The following is a 17,029-nucleotide window of genomic DNA, read 5'->3' as shown; positions in this document are numbered from 1 at the left end:
TTGGGGCGCGGGACGGTTGACGTTCAGGCAGCAGCGGTATTGGTAGGACGGATGAACATCGCCACCACACGAGGGACGACCAGCCGCGCGATGTCCCTCCCCAACATCCTGACCTATGGCCGGATCGCCGCGATCCCGGTCGTGGTCGGATGCATCTATGCGCAGTCGATTCTGGATCAGCCGCTCTGGCTGCGCTGGCTCGCGGTCGCCCTTTTCATCGCCGCAGGGGTGACGGATTACCTCGACGGCTATTACGCGCGGATCTGGAATCAGCAATCGGCTTTCGGCCGCATGCTCGATCCGATCGCCGACAAGCTGCTGGTCGCCTCCTGCCTGTTGATGCTGGCCGCGGACGGCATCATTCACGGCTGGTCGCTATGGGCCGCCATCGTAATCCTGTGCCGCGAGATCCTGGTCTCGGGCCTGCGCGAATATCTGGCTGCGCTCCGTGTCAGCGTGCCCGTGACCAAGCTTGCGAAGTGGAAAACCACGGTCCAGCTGGTTGCGATCGGCTTCCTGATCGCCGGCCCAGCCGGCGATCAGGTGGTGCCGGTGGTCTCGATGATTGGGCTCGCACTGCTGTGGGCTTCGGCGATCCTCACCATGTACACCGGCTACGACTATTTCCGCGCCGGCATCCATCACCTCATCAAGGAGGACGAGGGATGAAGGTGAAGTATTTCGCCTGGGTGCGCGAGCGCGTCGGCAAGGCCGAAGAGACGATCGAGCCTCCCGCGAGCGTGCGCACCGTCGAGGAGCTGATCGCCTGGCTCTCCGGCCAAAGCGAAGCCTATGCGTACGCGTTCGAGAAGCCGAAGGTGATCCGCGCCGCGATCGACCGCGCTCACGTCAAGCAGGACGCCGCCATCGCAGGCGCCCGCGAGATCGCGTTCTTCCCGCCCATGACCGGCGGCTAGCCTCATGACCTGCCCCGTCACCATCCGTATCCAGGAAGACGATTTCGACATCGCGCGCGAGATCTCGGTCCTGACGAGCAGCCGGACGGATATCGGCGCTGTGGTGACATTTTCCGGCATCTGCCGCGCCGACGAGGACAGCGCCACGGTCGCCGCGCTGACGCTCGAACATTACCCCGGCATGGCGGAGGAAGAGATCAGGCGCCACGCCGACGAGGCCGTCTCGCGCTGGCCGCTCAACGGCATCACGGTGATCCACCGCGTCGGCCGCTTGATGCCGGGCCAGAACATCGTGCTGGTGGTGACCGCCTCGCAGCACCGACAGGCGGCGTTCCAGGCGGCCGAGTTCCTGATGGACTATCTCAAGACCAGCGCGCCGTTCTGGAAGAAGGAAGAGAGCGCCACCGGCACCGGCTGGGTCGAGGCCCATGCCCGTGACGACGAAGCCGCCGCACGCTGGACCAAATCCTGATGGCCAAGCCAACGAAAAAGACCGCGCGCGGCCGCGCCGCGCCTAACCTCGCGGAGGTGGGACCCGGCGAGCTTCTCACGCTGCTCGACTTCGTCCGCTATGCGGTGAGCCGCTTCGTCGAGGCCAAGCTTTCCTTTGCTCATGGCACGACCGACCCCGTCGCGGAAGCCGCGTTCCTGGTCTGCGAGGCGCTGCATCTCAATCCCGACCAGTTCGAGATCTTCGCCAACGCGCGCGTCAGCGCCGCGGAAGGCAAGACCCTCCTTGACCTCATCCATCAGCGCGTCACGACGCGCAAACCGGCCGCCTATCTCGTCAACAAGATCTACATGCGCGGCCTGCCCTTCTATGTCGACGAGCGCGTCATCGTTCCACGCTCCTTCATCGGCGAGCTCCTGGAGTCGCATTTCGGCGCCCACGGCGAGGCCGGATCGCTGATCGACGACCCGACGGCGGTCGAGCGCGTGCTCGATCTCTGCACGGGCTCGGGATGCCTTGCGATCCTCGCCGCGCATCATTTCCCGAACGCCACCATCGACGCCGTCGACATCTCCAAGGGCGCGCTCGAGGTCGCTGCGCGCAATGTCGGCGAATACGGGCTCGAGGACCGCATCAGCCTGTATCGCGGCGATCTGTTCGCCCCTCTCGGCGGCAATAGATACGACCTGATCATCACCAACCCGCCCTACGTCGACGCCGAGGGCATGGCGGCATTGCCGCCGGAGTGCCGGGCCGAGCCGAAGCTCGCCTTCGATGGTGGCGCCGACGGTCTCGACGTGGTGCGCCGGATCCTACGCGATGCGCCCGACCACCTGACGGCGGATGGCGGGCTGATTTGCGAGATCGGCCGCGGCCGCGAGCTGGTCGACGAGGCCTTTCCGGAACTGCCGCTGCTCTGGCTGGACACCGAAGATTCCGAGGGCGAGGTGTTCTGGATCGCGGCCGCCGATCTCGGCTGATTCATCGCGGCCGATCACGCTCCGTCGGAACAAGTCAAATATCGCCACGTTCATCCCCCGATGAATTTTCTCGTCTTGGGAGGATGTCCGCATGCTCGCGCCATCGGGCGAATTGCTGCGCGCCGGGATGGCGCTCAAGCTCAATCACGTCAAACGCGCTGCTCAATCCTATCTGCGTGACCAGACCAGCCAGGCCACAGGCAAGGTGACATCCTACGCGGTGGCCGGCGGGCTGTTCGCGGTCGCCGGCCTGTTCGTTGTCGCGGCATTCTTCGTCGGCCTGATCGCCTTGTACCGTTGGGTCGGGATCACCTACGGGCAGTTCTGGGGATTTGGCGCCGTCGCCGCAGTGCTGCTGGTGCTGGCTGCGGTCTGTGCCGGGGTGGCCATGGCCCAGATGAAACGCAAGGCCAAGCCGGTCGTGCCGCTCGCGAGCCGTCTGCGCGTGGCGATCGCCACGCCCCGGATCCCGCGTGGAACGGTCAAGGAGGCGGTGAAGGAGGTCGCAACGACGATTCCCCTCGCGCCGCTCGCACCGGGCGAGCGCGGTGGCATCAAGACCTGGCCGGCTCGCGCCAACCGTCCCGTGCAGCTCGGCCTGATGCTCGCGGCGGTCGGCCTGGTCGGGCTGACGGCCGCCCGGCGGCGACGCAACAGGCATAGTCTGGAGGCGTGATGCTGGCGCGGCGCCCCGAACAGATCGACTCCTGGCTGCTGGTGGCGGCAACGGCCGTGTTCGTGCTGACCGCGGAGCGCTACTTTCAGGATTCCGGCCTGGCGAGGCCCGGGCCTCCGCAACACCACCGCAAGGGCGAAGCGAATTCCCCGGAAACGCACCCGGCCGGTGCGGCGATGCAGCCGGGCCGCGGCCGCCGGGCGAAAAGCCCGTTCGAGATCCCCTGGGCTGGCTGGAAGGACATTTTCTGGCGGACCTATCAACGCATCGACGAGGATCGCCTGCTCGCGACGGCGGGCGGCGTCGTCTTCTTCGGGCTGCTCGCGCTCTTCCCCGCAGTCACCGCGCTCGTCTCCTCTTATGCCCTGTTCGCCGATCCCGCCACGATCAGCGCCAATCTGCACACGCTCGCGACCATGCTGCCGGAGGGCTCGTTCCAGATCGTCGAGGACCAGGTCGCGCGCGTGGTGTCGAACGGCAATGCGACGCTCGGCGTCACCTTCCTGGTCGGCCTGCTGCTTGCGATCTGGAGCGCCAATGCCGGCGTCAAGGCGATCTTCGACGCCCTCAACGTCGCCTATGAGGAACGCGAGAAGCGCAGCTTCATCCGGCTGAACATGGTCTCGCTGGCCTTCACCGTCGGCGGCATCCTGGCGCTGCTGTTGATGGTGGGAGCCGTCGTCGCCTTCCCGCTTGCGCTCAATCATCTCGGCATGGCGCCGGAAAGCAAGCTGATCGTGGCGCTGGCACGATGGCCGCTGCTGTTCATCATCCTGCTGGTCGCACTCGCCATCCTCTATCGCTTCGCGCCGAGCCGCGATGCGCCGCGCTGGCAATGGCTGAGCCTCGGCGCCGTGATTGCCGCGATTCTCTGGATCGCGGGCTCTGCCCTGCTGTCCTGGTATCTCTCGGAATTCGCCAATTACAACGCAACCTACGGCTCGCTGGGCGCGGCGATCGGCCTGATGACGTGGATGTGGATGTCGGCGATCGTCATCATGTTCGGCGCCGAGCTGAATTCGGAGATCGAGCGGCAGACGCTGCGCGATACCACCACCGGGCGGGCGAAGCCGCTCGGCACCCGGGACGCCGTCTCCGCCGACACCGTCGGCGCCACCGCGCCATTTTGATCGGTGGCGGTCGGGCCGAAGCTGGCCCGACCGCATCCCAGGCGCGATCAGCGCTTGGTTATCACGGCTTCCAGATATTCGCTGTGCACCACGATCGTGCCGTCATCGGCGTGGTTGAACTCTTCTAGCAGCGCCAGGAGATCGCGCGCCAGCGCGGCCTGGCCGCTTGCGTCGAGCGCGGCAAACGCCTTCAGCGTGGGACCGTAGTAGGTCTTGAAGATGTCGAGCCAGTGGTCCGGCGAACGATAGCGGAACACGAACATGCGCGGCTCGGCGGCGATCTCCGCGGCCACGCCGCCGAACATCTCCTCGAGCCGTGCCGGTGTGCCCCACATGGCGGGCGATTTCACCCCGGCCGGCGGCGGCAAATGCTTGCCGATGGTCTTGAACAGCTGGCCGATAAAGCCTTGCGGCGTCCAGTTGGCGAGACCGATCTTGCCGCCGGATCTGCAGACCCGCGCGAGCTCGGAGGCCGCCCTGTCCTGATCCGGCGTGAACATCACGCCGAAAGTGGAGAGCACGACGTCGAATGCGGCATCCGCAAACGGCAGCGCCTCGGCATCCGCCTCGCGGAACTCGACGGCGAGGTGTTCGGCCATAGCGCGCTCGCGCCCGCGCTTGAGCAGCGCCGGCACGTAGTCGGTGGATGTGACGTCACACCAGCGCCGCGCCGCCGCCAGCGTCGCATTGCCGTTGCCGGCTGCGACGTCCAGCACCTTGCTGCCGGCGCGCAAGTCAATGGCCTCGCAGAGCTGTTCCCCGACGATCTGCAAGGTGGTGCCGACCACGGCATAATCGCCGGACGACCAGGCGCCGTGCTGGCGCTGCTTGACGGCGGCAAGATCGGGTTGGGGGGCGGCTGGCTTGAGCGCGGCGGATGTCGACATGGCAATCTCCTGCGGTTGAAAACGCCGGGACGATAGGGCGCATGCGGCGCGCTGGCCTTGAGGCCGGCATGATTTTCCGCTGAGAGCGTCTTGATTTCCGCACCTGAGCCGGCAGACCGGTGACGAAAGGCTTTGGGCGCGCGGGCCTGAATAGGCTCCGACACAGTCCTATCCCCTCGAATCAACAATGATGTTAGGCTGATCGAAGCTTGGGGGAGCATGAGGCGTGACGAGGTCGAGCGACCCGTGTTTTCCCCGGGTGAGGCAGTCAGCTCTTAAAGGCATAACGCGCGGCATGATTCGCATTTCGACGATCTTCATCGCCATCTGCATGGTCCTGGTCGCGGCCTCGCTCGGGCTCGTGCTCTATTCGGTCGCCGGCATCAGCGGAACGGAATCGGCGATCGTGGCGCTGACCGCGCTGACCTTCCTGATCCTCTACAACGCGGTGTCGATGCGGCTGCGCGACCGCAGCGACGTCGGCGGCCAGATCGCCGATCTCTCGCGCGGCACCGCCGACCTCGCCCGCCAGGTGGCCGAGTTCGGCCGCCGGCTGGCTGCGGTCGAGAGCCGCATCGCCGCGTCCAATTCGACCAATTCCGACCGCATCCAGTCGGTCATCGGCGAGATCAACGAACTTGGCGGATTGGTCAGGCAGCTCGCCACCACTGTGGCGGCCCATGAGGATCTGCTCGCCGGCCACGCGCCGGCCCCCGCACCCGCCCCGGTCTCAAGGCCCGAGCCGGAAACGCCGATCGATCTGGCTGCCCCGTTCGAGGAGAAGCCGCTCGCTCCTCCTCCGCTTCCGCAGCCCCCGCCACGGCCGGCGCCGCCGACGGTGCAGGTCCAGGCCGCCCCCCCGGTTCAGACCGTCAATGGACGCAACCAGACCCAATTGCTGGCGACGCTGCGCAATGCGGTCGACGAGAACCGCATCGATATCTTCCTGCAGCCGATGGTCACGCTGCCGCAGCGCAAGGTGCGGTTCTACGAGGCGGTGACGCGCCTGCGCGACGAGCGCGACCAGCTGATCGCCGCCGAAGAGTTCATCAGCATCGCGGAAGCCTCGGGCCTGATCGGTCGCATCGACAACATGGTGATGCTGCGATGCGTGCAGGTGCTGCGGCGCCTGATGGTGCGCAACAAGGACGTCGGCGTGTTCTGCAACGTCGCGGCGTCCACGCTGGGCAATTCCACCACCTTCGCGCAATGTCTCGATTTCCTGGAAGCCAACCGCGCGCTGGCGCCCTCGCTGGTGCTGGAGTTCAAGCAGTCGACCTTCCGCAATCTCGGCCCCGCCGAGACCGAGAACCTCGCGGCGCTCGCCCAGCGCGGCTTCCGTTTCTCCATCGACCATGTCACGGATTTGCGCATCGAACCGCGCGAGCTGGCCGATCGCGGGGTTCGCTTCATCAAGGTGCCGGCCGCGCTGCTGCTCGATCCCAAGCAGGCCTCCGCCTCCGACATCCACCCGTCCGACCTCTCCGACCTGCTCGGCCGCTTCGGCATCGACCTGATCGCCGAACGGATCGAAGGCGAGCGCGCCGTGGTCGACCTGCTCGACTATGACGTGCGGTTCGGCCAAGGGTTCCTGTTCGCGCCGCCCCGGCCATTGCGGCCGGAGGGGGCATCTGCTACCGGCGGGGCCTCGCCGAACCAGGCGCAGGACATTCAGGGATCCAATGGCTCCGCCACACCCAGCTCAGGCGCGACCTCTTCGGCGCCTCCGCCCCAACGCATCACCGGAAACGCAGCGCTCGCGCGCCGCATCTGATCGGCCGCGCACGTCATGACCGCGCTGCATTTTGCCGAAGGCCTGCGCGAGCTCGTGGGCGGCGTGGAGGTCGTGCTCAGCGATATCTGGGGCGTGGTCCATAACGGGCTGGAATCCTTCCCCGAAGCCTGCGAGGCGCTGCACACCTATCGCAGCCGCGGCGGTACGGTAATCCTGATCACCAACGCACCGCGCCCTGCCGACTCCGTGCAGCGGCAATTGCGCAAGCTCGGCGTCCCCGATGAGACCTATGACGCGATCGTATCTTCAGGCGACCTGACCCGGCTCTACGTCGCCGAGCATCCCGGCCGCAAGATGTTCTGGCTCGGCCCCGAGCGCGACAACTCGATCTATCGCGGCCTCGATGCGGTGACCGCGCCGCTGGAGCAAGCCGATTACATCGTCTGCACCGGCCTCTACGACGACGAGACCGAGACGGCGGAAGACTATCGCGGCATGATGCTGCAGGCGCGCGAGCGCAAGCTGACGCTGGTCTGCGCCAACCCCGACATCGTGGTGGAACGCGGCGACCGGTTGATCTACTGCGCCGGCGCCATCGCCGAGCTCTACCGCGAGCTCGGCGGCGAGGTGATCTTCTACGGCAAGCCGCACCGGCCGATCTACGAGCGCGCCATGGCGCTTGCCGGCGAACGCCAAGGCTACCAGATCGACCGGAAGAAGGTGCTGGCGATCGGCGATTCCGTCCGCACCGACTTAACCGGCGCCCGCGAATTCGGCATCGACTGCCTGTTCGTCACCCGCGGCATCCATGCCGAGGAGTTCGAGGGCCTCGACCAGCTCGACCCGAATTCGGTCATGGAGCTGTTCGGCCACCCGCCGAAGGCGCTGATGCGCGAATTGAAGTGGTGACGGCGGAGCGCGCGCAGCTGCAATGGACTTAGACCAAAGGGCAAGCCTCAGACGCCGACATGGCCGGGCATAGCCGTCCGAAGGACGGCGTCGCTTGCGCTCGCCTATGACCCGGCCATCCACGTCTTCCTTTTTTTCTTTTTTTGCATCCAAGAACGTGGATGCCCGGGACAAGCCCGGGCATGACGTTCCAAATGGAAAATTGTTGTCCGGCGAAGAGCGCCCTTACGCGCTCGCCATGTCCGGGAAGACCGCCTCGATCTTGGTCTTCAGCGTCGCCGCGTTGAACGGCTTGACGATGTAGTTGTTCACGCCGGCCTTCTTGGCCGCGATCACGTTCTCGGTCTTGGATTCGGCCGTGATCATGATGAAGGGCGTGGTGGCGAGGTTCGGATCCGCGCGGACTTCGCGCAGGAGGTCGTAGCCCGTCATCGGCTCCATGTTCCAGTCGGAGATCACGAGCCCGTACTTCTTGCCGCGCATCTTGTTCAGCGCTGCCGAACCGTCGCTGGCATCATCGATATTCTCGAAGCCAAGCTGCTTCAGCAGATTCCGGATGATACGGATCATGGTGCTGTAGTCATCAACCACCAGAACCGGCATCGACAAATCAACCGCCATCTCGACTCCCCCAACGCAAACCCAGGAATATTACGATCGGACCTGCCAGGCCGGCGCCCGGCAGTTCCACGCCTCAAGGACTAGCACCAAGGCCTTAAACAGCGCGTTAACTGCGGTCAGCTCCGAAGGCTTGAAATCGTGTTCAATGTCTGCCCGCCCCGCCGCTTGACTTCGCGGTGCCGGTCGCGCCACGGTCCGGGCCGGTCCTGCCCGGTTCGAGAATTCCCCTGATGGCTCCGCCTTTTACCGTCATCCGCGATACAACGCCGGATTCCGCGATTCCGAGGGGCGCCGTGGTTGCCATGGGCAATTTCGACGGCGTGCATCTCGGCCATCGCGCGGTCATCGCGGCTGCCCTGGAGATGGGCAGGGCGCATGGCCGGCCTGCGCTGGCCTTGACCTTCGAGCCGCATCCGCGACGGTTCTTCAGCCCCAACACCCCGCAATTCCGCCTGACGGACGAGCGGGCCAAGCTGCGGCTTCTGGCCGGTACCGGGCTTGCCGGCGCCGTGGTCATGACCTTCGACAAGGCCCGTGCCGGAACCAGCGCGCAAGATTTCATTCACCATGACCTGATCGGGCGGCTCGGCGTCAGCGGCATCGCGGTCGGCTACGACTTCCATTTCGGCAAGGGTCGCGTCGGCTCCCCGAGCCTCCTGGTCAACGAGGCGCCCCGGCTCGGCATCGAAGTCGACGTCCAGCCGCATGTCGATATCGACGAGCGGCCGGTCTCCTCCAGCGCGATCCGGATCGCCCTCGCCGAGGGCCAGCTCGACGAGGCCACGACCATGCTGGGCGCGCCCTGGTTCATCACCGGCGAGGTCATCCACGGCGAAAAGCGCGGCCGCGACCTCGGCTATCCCACCGCCAACATCCGCCTGGACGCCAATTGCGGCCTCAAGCACGGCATCTACGCGGTCCGGGTCGGCCGCGGCACCGAGCGGCTGGACGGGGTGGCCAGCTTCGGCCGCCGCCCGACCTTCGACAATGGCGCCCCGCTGCTCGAAATCTTCCTGTTCGACTTCAAGGGCGACCTCTACGGGCAGGCGCTCGACTGCGCCTTCATCGGCTTCATCCGCGATGAGCTGAAATTCGATGGTCTCGAGGCCCTGATCCACCAGATGGACGACGATTCCGCCCGCGCCCGCGCCATGCTCGCCGCCGCCCCGGACGCGTTTCCGCGCCTGGGCGTGATCGATTGAGAGGCGAAACCGGGCCCCCGGACCTTTGCGCTTCCTCCGCCCCCCTGCTATGGAGAGCCCATGTTTGCGCGGCGCATCATAGGGATTAGCGGCCCGGCTTCCGCCTGAGCCTGAGGGCTCGGCGCAAGACCGGGATTTCGTCGTTTCACCCGCGATTCCGCATCGCCATCCGTTCCCGCGCCCCTTCCGAGCCAGTCAGCCTCATGTCCGAAAAGCCGCAAAAGTCCCAAAAGTCTGAAGCCAAGGACTATTCGAAGACCCTGTTCCTGCCGCAGACCGAATTCCCGATGCGCGCCGGGCTGCCGCAGCGCGAGCCGGAGATCCTCAAGCGCTGGTACGAGATCGGCCTCTACGAGAAGCTGCGCCAGAGTGCGAAGGGCCGCGCCAAGTTCGTGTTGCATGACGGCCCGCCCTACGCCAACGGCAACATCCATATCGGCACGGCGCTGAACAAGATCCTGAAGGACCTCGTCACCAAGAGCCAGCAGATGCTCGGCTTCGATTCCAACTACGTGCCGGGCTGGGACTGCCACGGCCTGCCGATCGAGTGGAAGGTCGAGGAGGAGCATTATCGCAAGAAGGGCAAGCAGAAGCCCGACTTCCGCGACAGCGCCGCGATGATTGATTTCCGCAAGGAGTGCCGCGCCTATGCCACGCACTGGCTCGGCGTGCAGCGCGAGGAGTTCAAGCGCCTCGGCGTGATCGGCGATTGGGACCATCCCTACGCCACCATGAGCTATCCGGCCGAAGCCCAGATCGCGCGCGAGCTGATGAAGTTTGCCGCAAACGGCACGCTCTATCGCGGCTCCAAGCCGGTGATGTGGAGCGTGGTCGAGAAGACCGCGCTGGCCGAAGCCGAGGTGGAGTACGAGGACCACACGTCCGATACGGTCTGGGTGAAATTCCCGGTGACCTCGCCCGCGCACGGTGCGCTCGCCTCGGCGAGCGTCGTGATCTGGACCACCACGCCCTGGACGCTGCCGGGCAATCGCGCCATCTCGTTCTCGCCGAAGATCGCTTATGGCCTCTACAAGGTGACGGACGCCCCCGCCGACAATTGGGCCAGGAACGGCGACCTCCTCATCCTCGCCGATGCGCTCGCGCAAGACGTCTTCAAGCAGGCGCGCGTGACGGCTTATGAGAAGGTCCGCGACGTCCCCGGCGACACCATGGACGCGATCGAGTGTGCCCACCCGCTCAAGGGCGTCGGCGGTGGCTACGACTTCATCGTGCCGCTGCTGCCTGGCGACCATGTCACCGACGACACCGGCACCGGCTTCGTGCACACGGCGCCCGGCCATGGCCGCGAGGACTTCGATGTCTGGATGGCAGAGGCGCGCGATCTCGACGCGCGCGGCATCAACACCGCCATCCCCTATACCGTCGACGAGAACGGCGCCTACACCGATCATGCGCCGGGCTTTGCCGGCAAGCGCGTCATCACCGACAAGGGCGAGAAGGGCGATGCCAACGAGGCCGTGATCAAGGCGCTCGTCGAGAAAGGCATGCTGCTCGCCCGCGGCCGGCTGAAGCATCAATATCCGCACTCCTGGCGCTCCAAGAAGCCGGTAATCTTCCGCAACACACCGCAATGGTTCATTGCGATGGACAAGGACATCGCGGTGGGCGGCAAGACGAAGAGCGGCGACACGCTGCGCGCCCGCGCGCTGCAGGCGATCTCGGTGACGCAATGGGTGCCGCCGTCCGGCGAGAACCGCATCAACGGCATGATCGAGGCACGCCCCGACTGGGTGATCTCGCGCCAGCGCGCCTGGGGGGTGCCGATCGCCGTGTTCGTGCGCGAGAAGGGCGACGGCTCCGCTGAGATCCTCCAGGACGAGGCCGTCAATGCGCGCATCGGTGAAGCCTTCGAGAAGGAAGGCGCCGACGCCTGGTACGCGACCGGCGCGCGCGAGCGCTTCCTCGGGCCCCGCGCGAACGAGGACTGGCAGAAGGTCGACGACATTCTCGACGTTTGGTTCGATTCCGGCTCCACCCACGCTTTCGTGCTCGAAGATCCCGTGCAGTTTCCCGGGCTCGCCGGCATCAAGCGCAAGGTCGACGGCGGCGCCGACACGGTGATGTATCTGGAAGGCTCGGACCAGCATCGCGGCTGGTTCCACTCCTCGCTGCTGGAAAGCTGCGGCACGCGTGGCCGCGCGCCTTACGACATCGTGCTGACCCACGGCTTCACCCAGGCCGAGGACGGCCGCAAGATGTCGAAGTCGCTCGGCAACACCATCGAGCCGCAGGCCGTCATCAAGGAATCTGGCGCCGACATCTTAAGGCTCTGGGTCGCGTCGAGCGACTATACCGACGACCAGCGCATCGGCCCCGAGATCCTGAAGAACACCGTCGAGACTTATCGCAAGCTGCGCAACACCGTGCGCTGGATGCTGGGGACGCTGCATCATTACAGGCCGGCCGATGCAATCGCGCCGGCCGAGATGCCCGAGCTCGAGCGCTTGATGCTGCACGAGCTCTCAGGTCGCGCCGCCGCGATCGGCAAGGCCTACCGGGAGTTCGACTACAAGACCGTGGTCGCGATCCTGTCGGCCTTCCTGAACAGCGAGCTCTCCGCCTTCTACTTCGACATCCGCAAGGATACGCTGTATTGCGATCCGCCCTCGTCGCTGACGCGCAAGGCGGCGCTGACGACCATCGACCTGTTGTGCGCTTCGATCCTGAAATGGCTGGCCCCGATCCTCAGCTTCACTGCGGAGGAGGCGTGGCGCATGTACCGGCCCGACGCCGAACCGTCCGTGCACCTGACGCTGTTCCCGACCGATCTCGAAGCCTTGCGCGACGACAAGCTCGCCGCGAAATGGGAGACGATCCGCAACGTGCGTCGCGTCGTCACCGGCGCACTCGAGCTGGAACGCGCCGCCAAGAACATCGGCTCCTCGCTCGAGGCATCGCCGGTAATCTATGTCGCCGATCGCGGCATGCTGGCAACCTTGTTCGACATCGATCTGGCTGAAGTCTGCATCACCTCGAACTACGAGGTGCGGGAGGGCGAGGCGCCGGCCTCGGCGTTCCGCCTCGATGCCGTCCCCGGCGTCGCGGTCGTCGTGGAGAGGGCGATCGGCACCAAATGCGCCCGCTCCTGGAAGATCTCGCCGATGGTCGGCGAAGACGCCGAATACCCCGACGTCACCCCGCGCGATGCCAAGGCACTGCGCGAGTGGAAGGCGCTGGGGGTGAGCGTCTGATCGGTCGGCCATGACCCCGCTCCGTGCCGGCATCCTCGCGGCCATGGTCACGCTCGTGGCCGACCAGGCCTCGAAGCTCTGGCTGTTGAACGTGTTCGACCTCGCCCGTCGCGGCGCGGTGCGGGTGACGCCGTTCTTCGACCTGGTGCTGGCCTGGAATATCGGCATCAGCTTCGGCTGGCTCCAGAACGACAGCCAGGCCGCGCAGCTCGCGCTGATGGCCGTCAAAGTGATCGCGGTGGTTGCGCTGGCGATCTGGATGGCCCGCTCGCACACCATGCTCGCGACCGTCGCGCTCGGCCTGATCATCGGCGGCGCCATCGGCAACGGCATCGACCGCCTGGCCTATGGCGCGGTGGTGGATTTCGCCCTGTTCCACATCGAGATCGCCGGAAATACCTATAATTGGTATGTGTTTAACCTCGCGGACGTGGCCATCGTTGCTGGGGTGGCAGCGCTATTGTATGATTCCTTCCTGGGGGTACCCGCCGCAAAAGCGCCCTGATCCCGGCCGATACGGACCGGCAGCTGGAACCCGGCTTTTGCAAGGGTCAAGCCGCGTGTGGGCGGCAATCTGCTACAATATGAAACAGGTACGGTGATGCGCAGCTCGAAGACCAGCGGTTCGATGGTTCGGGGCTCCCAATCGGGGGGCTGGCGGGCACTGAAATTGGCCGCCGTCGCGCTCGGCATCGGCCTCGTCATGTCGACCGGTGGCGCCCGTGCTGCCGACGATGACGACGACGACGACATGACCTTCGAAGAGAAGCTCATCGACAACCTGATGACTGGCCTTGGCGCCCGGAGCATGGAAAAACCCGGCATCGAATACCGCGAGCGTTCGCCGCTGGTCGTGCCGCCCAAGCTCGACCTGCCGCCGCCTGCCGCCGCCGAAGCCGCGGCTGCGCCGAACTGGCCGAAGGACCCCGACGAGAAGCGCCGCAAGGAGGCCATCGCCCAGCGGAAGAAGTCCGGTAACAAGGCAACGGAGTACTGGAAGAACGCCCAGCCGCTGTCGCCCGCCGAGTTGAACGCACATAGGACGGCCGCCGCCGAAAAGACCGGCAATGACCCGGTCCAGCCGGGCACCAACGTGGCCAATCCGACGATGAGCCCTGCCGAACTCGGATATACCGGAGGGCTGTGGAAACTCTTCAAAGGGAACGGGCCCGAGTCCAAGCAGTTTACGTCGGAACCGCCACGCCAATCGCTGGTGGAGCCGCCGCCGGGATATCAGACGCCGTCGCCGAACTACGCCTACGGCGCCGGCCCGGATAATTCGAAGCGGACCTATTTCGACGTCCGATCCGGCAAGGAGAAGGAACAATAGCGTTCCTGTCCTGTCGCGACATTCTGACCCACGCGAAGCGAGGGTCGGGCGGCGCATGTCCGCCCACCTCGTTCAAAATTGCTTATCAGTAACTTGCCTAAGCGTTGAGTTCTCTGCTTCGTGACGCGAAGCCTCAGCCGCACGGTGTAGCCTGCCGTGCCCTCCGAGCCGGAGATCCGGGCTCGGCACCTCACAACCAGGGATCATGATGTCCTCTTACCGATCGGCTGCCTGCCTCCTTGCCGCGCTGCTTTCGACGAGTGTCCTTTCGGCCGGCGCCGCCCTTGCCCAGACCACGGTGACATCGGCTCCGCCCGCCAGCTTCACGCTCGCCAACGGCATGCAGGTCGTGGTGATCCCGGACCGCCGCACCCCCGTTGTCACCGAGATGATCTGGTACAAGGTCGGCTCGGCCGATGAGACGCCCGGCAAGTCCGGCCTCGCGCACTTCCTCGAGCACCTGATGTTCAAGGGCACCGCGAAGCATCCGGCAGGCGAATTCTCCCAGACCGTGCTGCGTGTCGGCGGCAACGAGAACGCTTCGACCTCGGTCGACTACACCAACTACTATCAGCGCGTGCCGAAAGAGCAGCTGCCGACCATGATGGAGTTCGAGGCCGACCGCATGACGGGCCTCGTCCTCAAGGACGAGAACGTGCTGCCCGAGCGCGACGTCGTGCTCGAAGAGTACAACATGCGCGTCGCCAACAATCCGGATGCGCGGTTGAACGAGCAGATCATGGCCGCGCTCTATCTCAACCACCCTTATGGGCGGCCGGTGATCGGCTGGCATCAGGAGATCGAGAAGCTCGATCGCGAGGATGCGCTTGCCTTCTATCGTCGCTTTTATGCGCCGAACAACGCGATCCTGGTGATCGCCGGCGACGTCGACGCCGCCGAAGTCCGCCCGCTGGTCGAGCGCAATTTCGGCTCGATCCCCGCACAGCCCGCGATCCCGGCGCGGCGCGTTCGTCCGCAGGAGCCGGAGCCCGCCGCCCCGCGCACCGTCACGCTGGCCGACCCGCGCGTCGAGCAGCCGAACATGCGGCGCTATTATCTCGTGCCCTCGGCAACCACGGCCGCGGCCGGCGAGAGCGCGGCCCTCGACGTGCTGGCGCAGTTGATCGGCAGCGGCAGCAATTCCTATCTTTACCGTGCCCTCGTGGTCGACAAGCCGCTCGCGGTCTCCGCCAGCGCCAGCTATTCGAGCATCTCGCTCGACCCGACCCAGTTCGCGATCTCGGCTGCACCGAAACCCGGCGTCAGTTTCACAGAGGTCGAGCAGGCGGTCGACGGGGTCCTTGCCAACGTCGCGCAGAACCCGATCCGCGCCGAGGATCTGGAGCGGGTCAAAACCCAGCTCATTGCCGAAGCGATCTACGCCCAGGACAACCAGGCTGTGCTGGCGCGCTGGTACGGCGGCGCGCTGACCACGGGCCTGTCGATCGAGGACATCAGGAGCTGGCCCGATCGCATCCGCGCCGTCACCGCCGAGCAGGTTCGCGCCGTCGCCCAGAAATGGCTCGAGAAGAAGCGCTCGGTGACGGGCTACCTGATCAAGGACACTGCAACCGCCAAGCGCGAGGAGAAGCGCTCGTGACCTATTCCTTCCTTCGCCACATTGCATTCTCCGTTGCCGCCGGCGCGGTCCTCGCATTCTCTGCGGTCTCGCCGTCGCAGGCCGCCGCAAAGATCCAGCACCTGATCTCGCCGGGCGGCATTGAAGCCTGGTTCGTGCAGGACGCAACCGTGCCGCTGATTGCCATGGAATATTCCTTCGCCGGGGGCTCGGCGGAGGACCCCAAGGACAAGCCGGGCGTTGCCAATCTGGTCGGCTCTCTCCTCGACGAAGGCTCAGGCGATCTCGATTCCAAGACGTTCCATGAACGGCTCGACCGCCGCGCCATCGAGCTGTCCTTCAACGCCACCCGCGACACCCTCCGGGGCAGCCTTCGCATGCTGCGCGACAACAAGGACGAGGCCTTCGACCTGCTCAGGATGGCGCTGACCTCGCCGCATTTCGACACGGCCGACGTCGAACGCATCCGCTCGCAGGTCATCTCGGGCCTGCGCCGCGAGACCACCAATCCGACCTCGCTGGCGAGCCGCAAGTTTCTGGAGCTCGCGTTCGGCGATCACCCCTACAGCCGGCAGAGCAACGGCAAGCTCGACAGCGTGCCTACCATCACAATTGCCGACCTGAGGAATTATGTCGGCCGTGTCCTCGCCAGGGATGGCCTCAAGATTGCGGTCGTCGGCGACGTCGATCCGGCTACGCTCGGAAAGCTGCTCGACCACACCTTCGGCAGCCTGCCCGCCAAAGCCAATCTGACGCCAGTCCCCGACGTCGAGGCTGCAAAGCCGCCGCAACGCGCCTTCGTGACCCTCGACGTGCCGCAGACGGTGATCACCTTCGGCGGACCCGGCGTGAAGCGGAGTGATCCGAGCTTCATGGCGGCCTACGTCGTCAACCACATCCTCGGCGGCGGCGGCCTATCGTCCCGGCTCTATCGCGAGGTGCGCGAGAAGCGCGGACTGGCCTATTCGGTGTACGAGTCGCTGCTCTGGATGCAGCACTCGGCGATTTTCATCGGCAATACCGGCACCCGCGCCGACCGCGCCGGCGACACCATCGAGGCCATCGAACAGGAGGTGCGCCGCATCGCCGAGGAGGGCCCGACGCAGAAGGAGCTCGATGAGGCCAAGTCCTATCTCAAGGGCTCGCAGATGCTGGCGCTCGACACCTCGTCCAAGCTGGCACAGGCGCTGCTGCAATATCAGCAAGACAAGCTGCCGATCGACTATATCGAGAAGCGCAACGCCATCGTCGACGCCGTGACGCTGGACGATGCCAAGGCGGCCGCCAAGCGGCTCTGGGGCCAGGGGCTGCTGACCGTCGTCGTCGGCCGGGCCCCGCAGGCCGCCGTGCAACCGGCGGCTGCACCGGCGACGAAGTCGAACTGATCTCTTTTCTCGACG

At 65.8% G+C, this 17,029-nt stretch carries 16 protein-coding genes; 14 read left to right on the top strand and 2 right to left on the bottom strand.

The genetic code is table 11. The annotated features are described in order from the left end of the window. Positions 1-51 precede the first annotated feature (51 nt). The 6 genes from pgsA to I6F12_RS23990 all read left to right on the top strand — a co-directional run bounded on the left by pgsA (position 52) and on the right by I6F12_RS23990 (position 4,154). Positions 52-669, top strand: coding sequence for a CDP-diacylglycerol--glycerol-3-phosphate 3-phosphatidyltransferase (gene pgsA, locus I6F12_RS24015; RefSeq protein ID WP_036009286.1), 618 nt, complete (start codon positions 52-54; stop codon positions 667-669). Beyond that, positions 666-917 carry a molybdopterin converting factor subunit 1 gene (moaD, locus tag I6F12_RS24010; RefSeq protein WP_036009285.1) on the top strand — a complete coding sequence of 84 codons (252 nt, stop codon included), beginning with the start codon at positions 666-668 and terminating at the stop codon, positions 915-917. The genes pgsA and moaD overlap by 4 nt, the downstream gene beginning before the upstream one ends. 4 nt (positions 918-921) lie before the next feature. Beyond that, positions 922-1,389, top strand: a complete 468-nt coding sequence (locus tag I6F12_RS24005) for a molybdenum cofactor biosynthesis protein MoaE (protein WP_036027112.1) — start codon at positions 922-924, stop codon at positions 1,387-1,389. Continuing rightward, positions 1,389-2,348, top strand: coding sequence for a 50S ribosomal protein L3 N(5)-glutamine methyltransferase (gene prmB, locus I6F12_RS24000; protein WP_225157354.1), 960 nt, complete (start codon positions 1,389-1,391; stop codon positions 2,346-2,348). Before I6F12_RS24005 ends, prmB begins: the two co-directional genes overlap by 1 nt. A gap of 91 nt (positions 2,349-2,439) precedes the next feature. Then, entirely contained in the window at positions 2,440-3,024 is a 585-nt protein-coding gene (locus tag I6F12_RS23995; RefSeq protein ID WP_036009277.1) for a phage holin family protein, read from the top strand. Beyond that, positions 3,024-4,154, top strand: coding sequence for a YihY/virulence factor BrkB family protein (locus I6F12_RS23990; RefSeq protein ID WP_225157353.1), 1,131 nt, complete (start codon positions 3,024-3,026; stop codon positions 4,152-4,154). The genes I6F12_RS23995 and I6F12_RS23990 overlap by 1 nt, the downstream gene beginning before the upstream one ends. A 47-nt stretch (positions 4,155-4,201) precedes the next feature. Here I6F12_RS23990 and I6F12_RS23985 read toward each other — a convergent pair whose 3' ends face one another. Then, positions 4,202-5,041: a class I SAM-dependent methyltransferase gene (locus tag I6F12_RS23985; RefSeq protein WP_057027664.1), complete on the bottom strand. Its 840-nt coding sequence runs from the start codon at positions 5,039-5,041 to the stop codon at positions 4,202-4,204. A gap of 295 nt (positions 5,042-5,336) precedes the next feature. Between I6F12_RS23985 and I6F12_RS23980 the strand changes: the two genes are divergently transcribed. After that, entirely contained in the window at positions 5,337-6,815 is a 1,479-nt protein-coding gene (locus I6F12_RS23980) for an EAL domain-containing protein (RefSeq protein ID WP_225157352.1), read from the top strand. 15 nt (positions 6,816-6,830) lie between these two features. Then, positions 6,831-7,685 (top strand): TIGR01459 family HAD-type hydrolase, encoded by an 855-nt coding sequence (locus I6F12_RS23975; protein ID WP_036009268.1) that lies wholly within the window; start codon positions 6,831-6,833, stop codon positions 7,683-7,685. 225 nt (positions 7,686-7,910) lie between these two features. On the opposite strand, the gene I6F12_RS23970 is transcribed toward I6F12_RS23975, so the two are convergent. Further along, entirely contained in the window at positions 7,911-8,306 is a 396-nt protein-coding gene (locus I6F12_RS23970) for a response regulator (protein ID WP_008567674.1), read from the bottom strand. Between the two features lie 230 nt (positions 8,307-8,536). Between I6F12_RS23970 and I6F12_RS23965 the strand changes: the two genes are divergently transcribed. The 6 genes from I6F12_RS23965 to I6F12_RS23940 all read left to right on the top strand — a co-directional run bounded on the left by I6F12_RS23965 (position 8,537) and on the right by I6F12_RS23940 (position 17,014). Continuing rightward, positions 8,537-9,508, top strand: a complete 972-nt coding sequence (locus I6F12_RS23965; protein ID WP_036027101.1) for a bifunctional riboflavin kinase/FAD synthetase — start codon at positions 8,537-8,539, stop codon at positions 9,506-9,508. Positions 9,509-9,711: 203 nt separating this feature from the next. Then, the gene (gene ileS / locus I6F12_RS23960; RefSeq protein WP_225150995.1) at positions 9,712-12,720 is read left to right on the top strand and encodes an isoleucine--tRNA ligase; all 3,009 of its coding nucleotides are present in this window, start codon (positions 9,712-9,714) and stop codon (positions 12,718-12,720) included. 10 nt (positions 12,721-12,730) lie between these two features. Continuing rightward, entirely contained in the window at positions 12,731-13,225 is a 495-nt protein-coding gene (gene lspA, locus I6F12_RS23955; RefSeq protein ID WP_036027098.1) for a signal peptidase II, read from the top strand. A gap of 96 nt (positions 13,226-13,321) precedes the next feature. Further along, entirely contained in the window at positions 13,322-14,050 is a 729-nt protein-coding gene (locus tag I6F12_RS23950; protein WP_057027658.1) for a hypothetical protein, read from the top strand. A 208-nt stretch (positions 14,051-14,258) separates the two neighbouring features. Beyond that, positions 14,259-15,650 (top strand): pitrilysin family protein, encoded by a 1,392-nt coding sequence (locus I6F12_RS23945; RefSeq protein ID WP_225157376.1) that lies wholly within the window; start codon positions 14,259-14,261, stop codon positions 15,648-15,650. Continuing rightward, positions 15,647-17,014 (top strand): pitrilysin family protein, encoded by a 1,368-nt coding sequence (locus tag I6F12_RS23940; protein ID WP_225157351.1) that lies wholly within the window; start codon positions 15,647-15,649, stop codon positions 17,012-17,014. The genes I6F12_RS23945 and I6F12_RS23940 overlap by 4 nt, the downstream gene beginning before the upstream one ends. Positions 17,015-17,029 lie beyond the last annotated feature (15 nt).

This window comes from Bradyrhizobium sp. IC4059, from assembly GCF_020193615.1.
GTDB classification, from domain to species: domain Bacteria; phylum Pseudomonadota; class Alphaproteobacteria; order Rhizobiales; family Xanthobacteraceae; genus Bradyrhizobium; species Bradyrhizobium yuanmingense.
The sequence above is the reverse complement of the archived record's forward strand: the minus strand, read 5'-3'. Positions and strand labels throughout refer to the sequence as shown.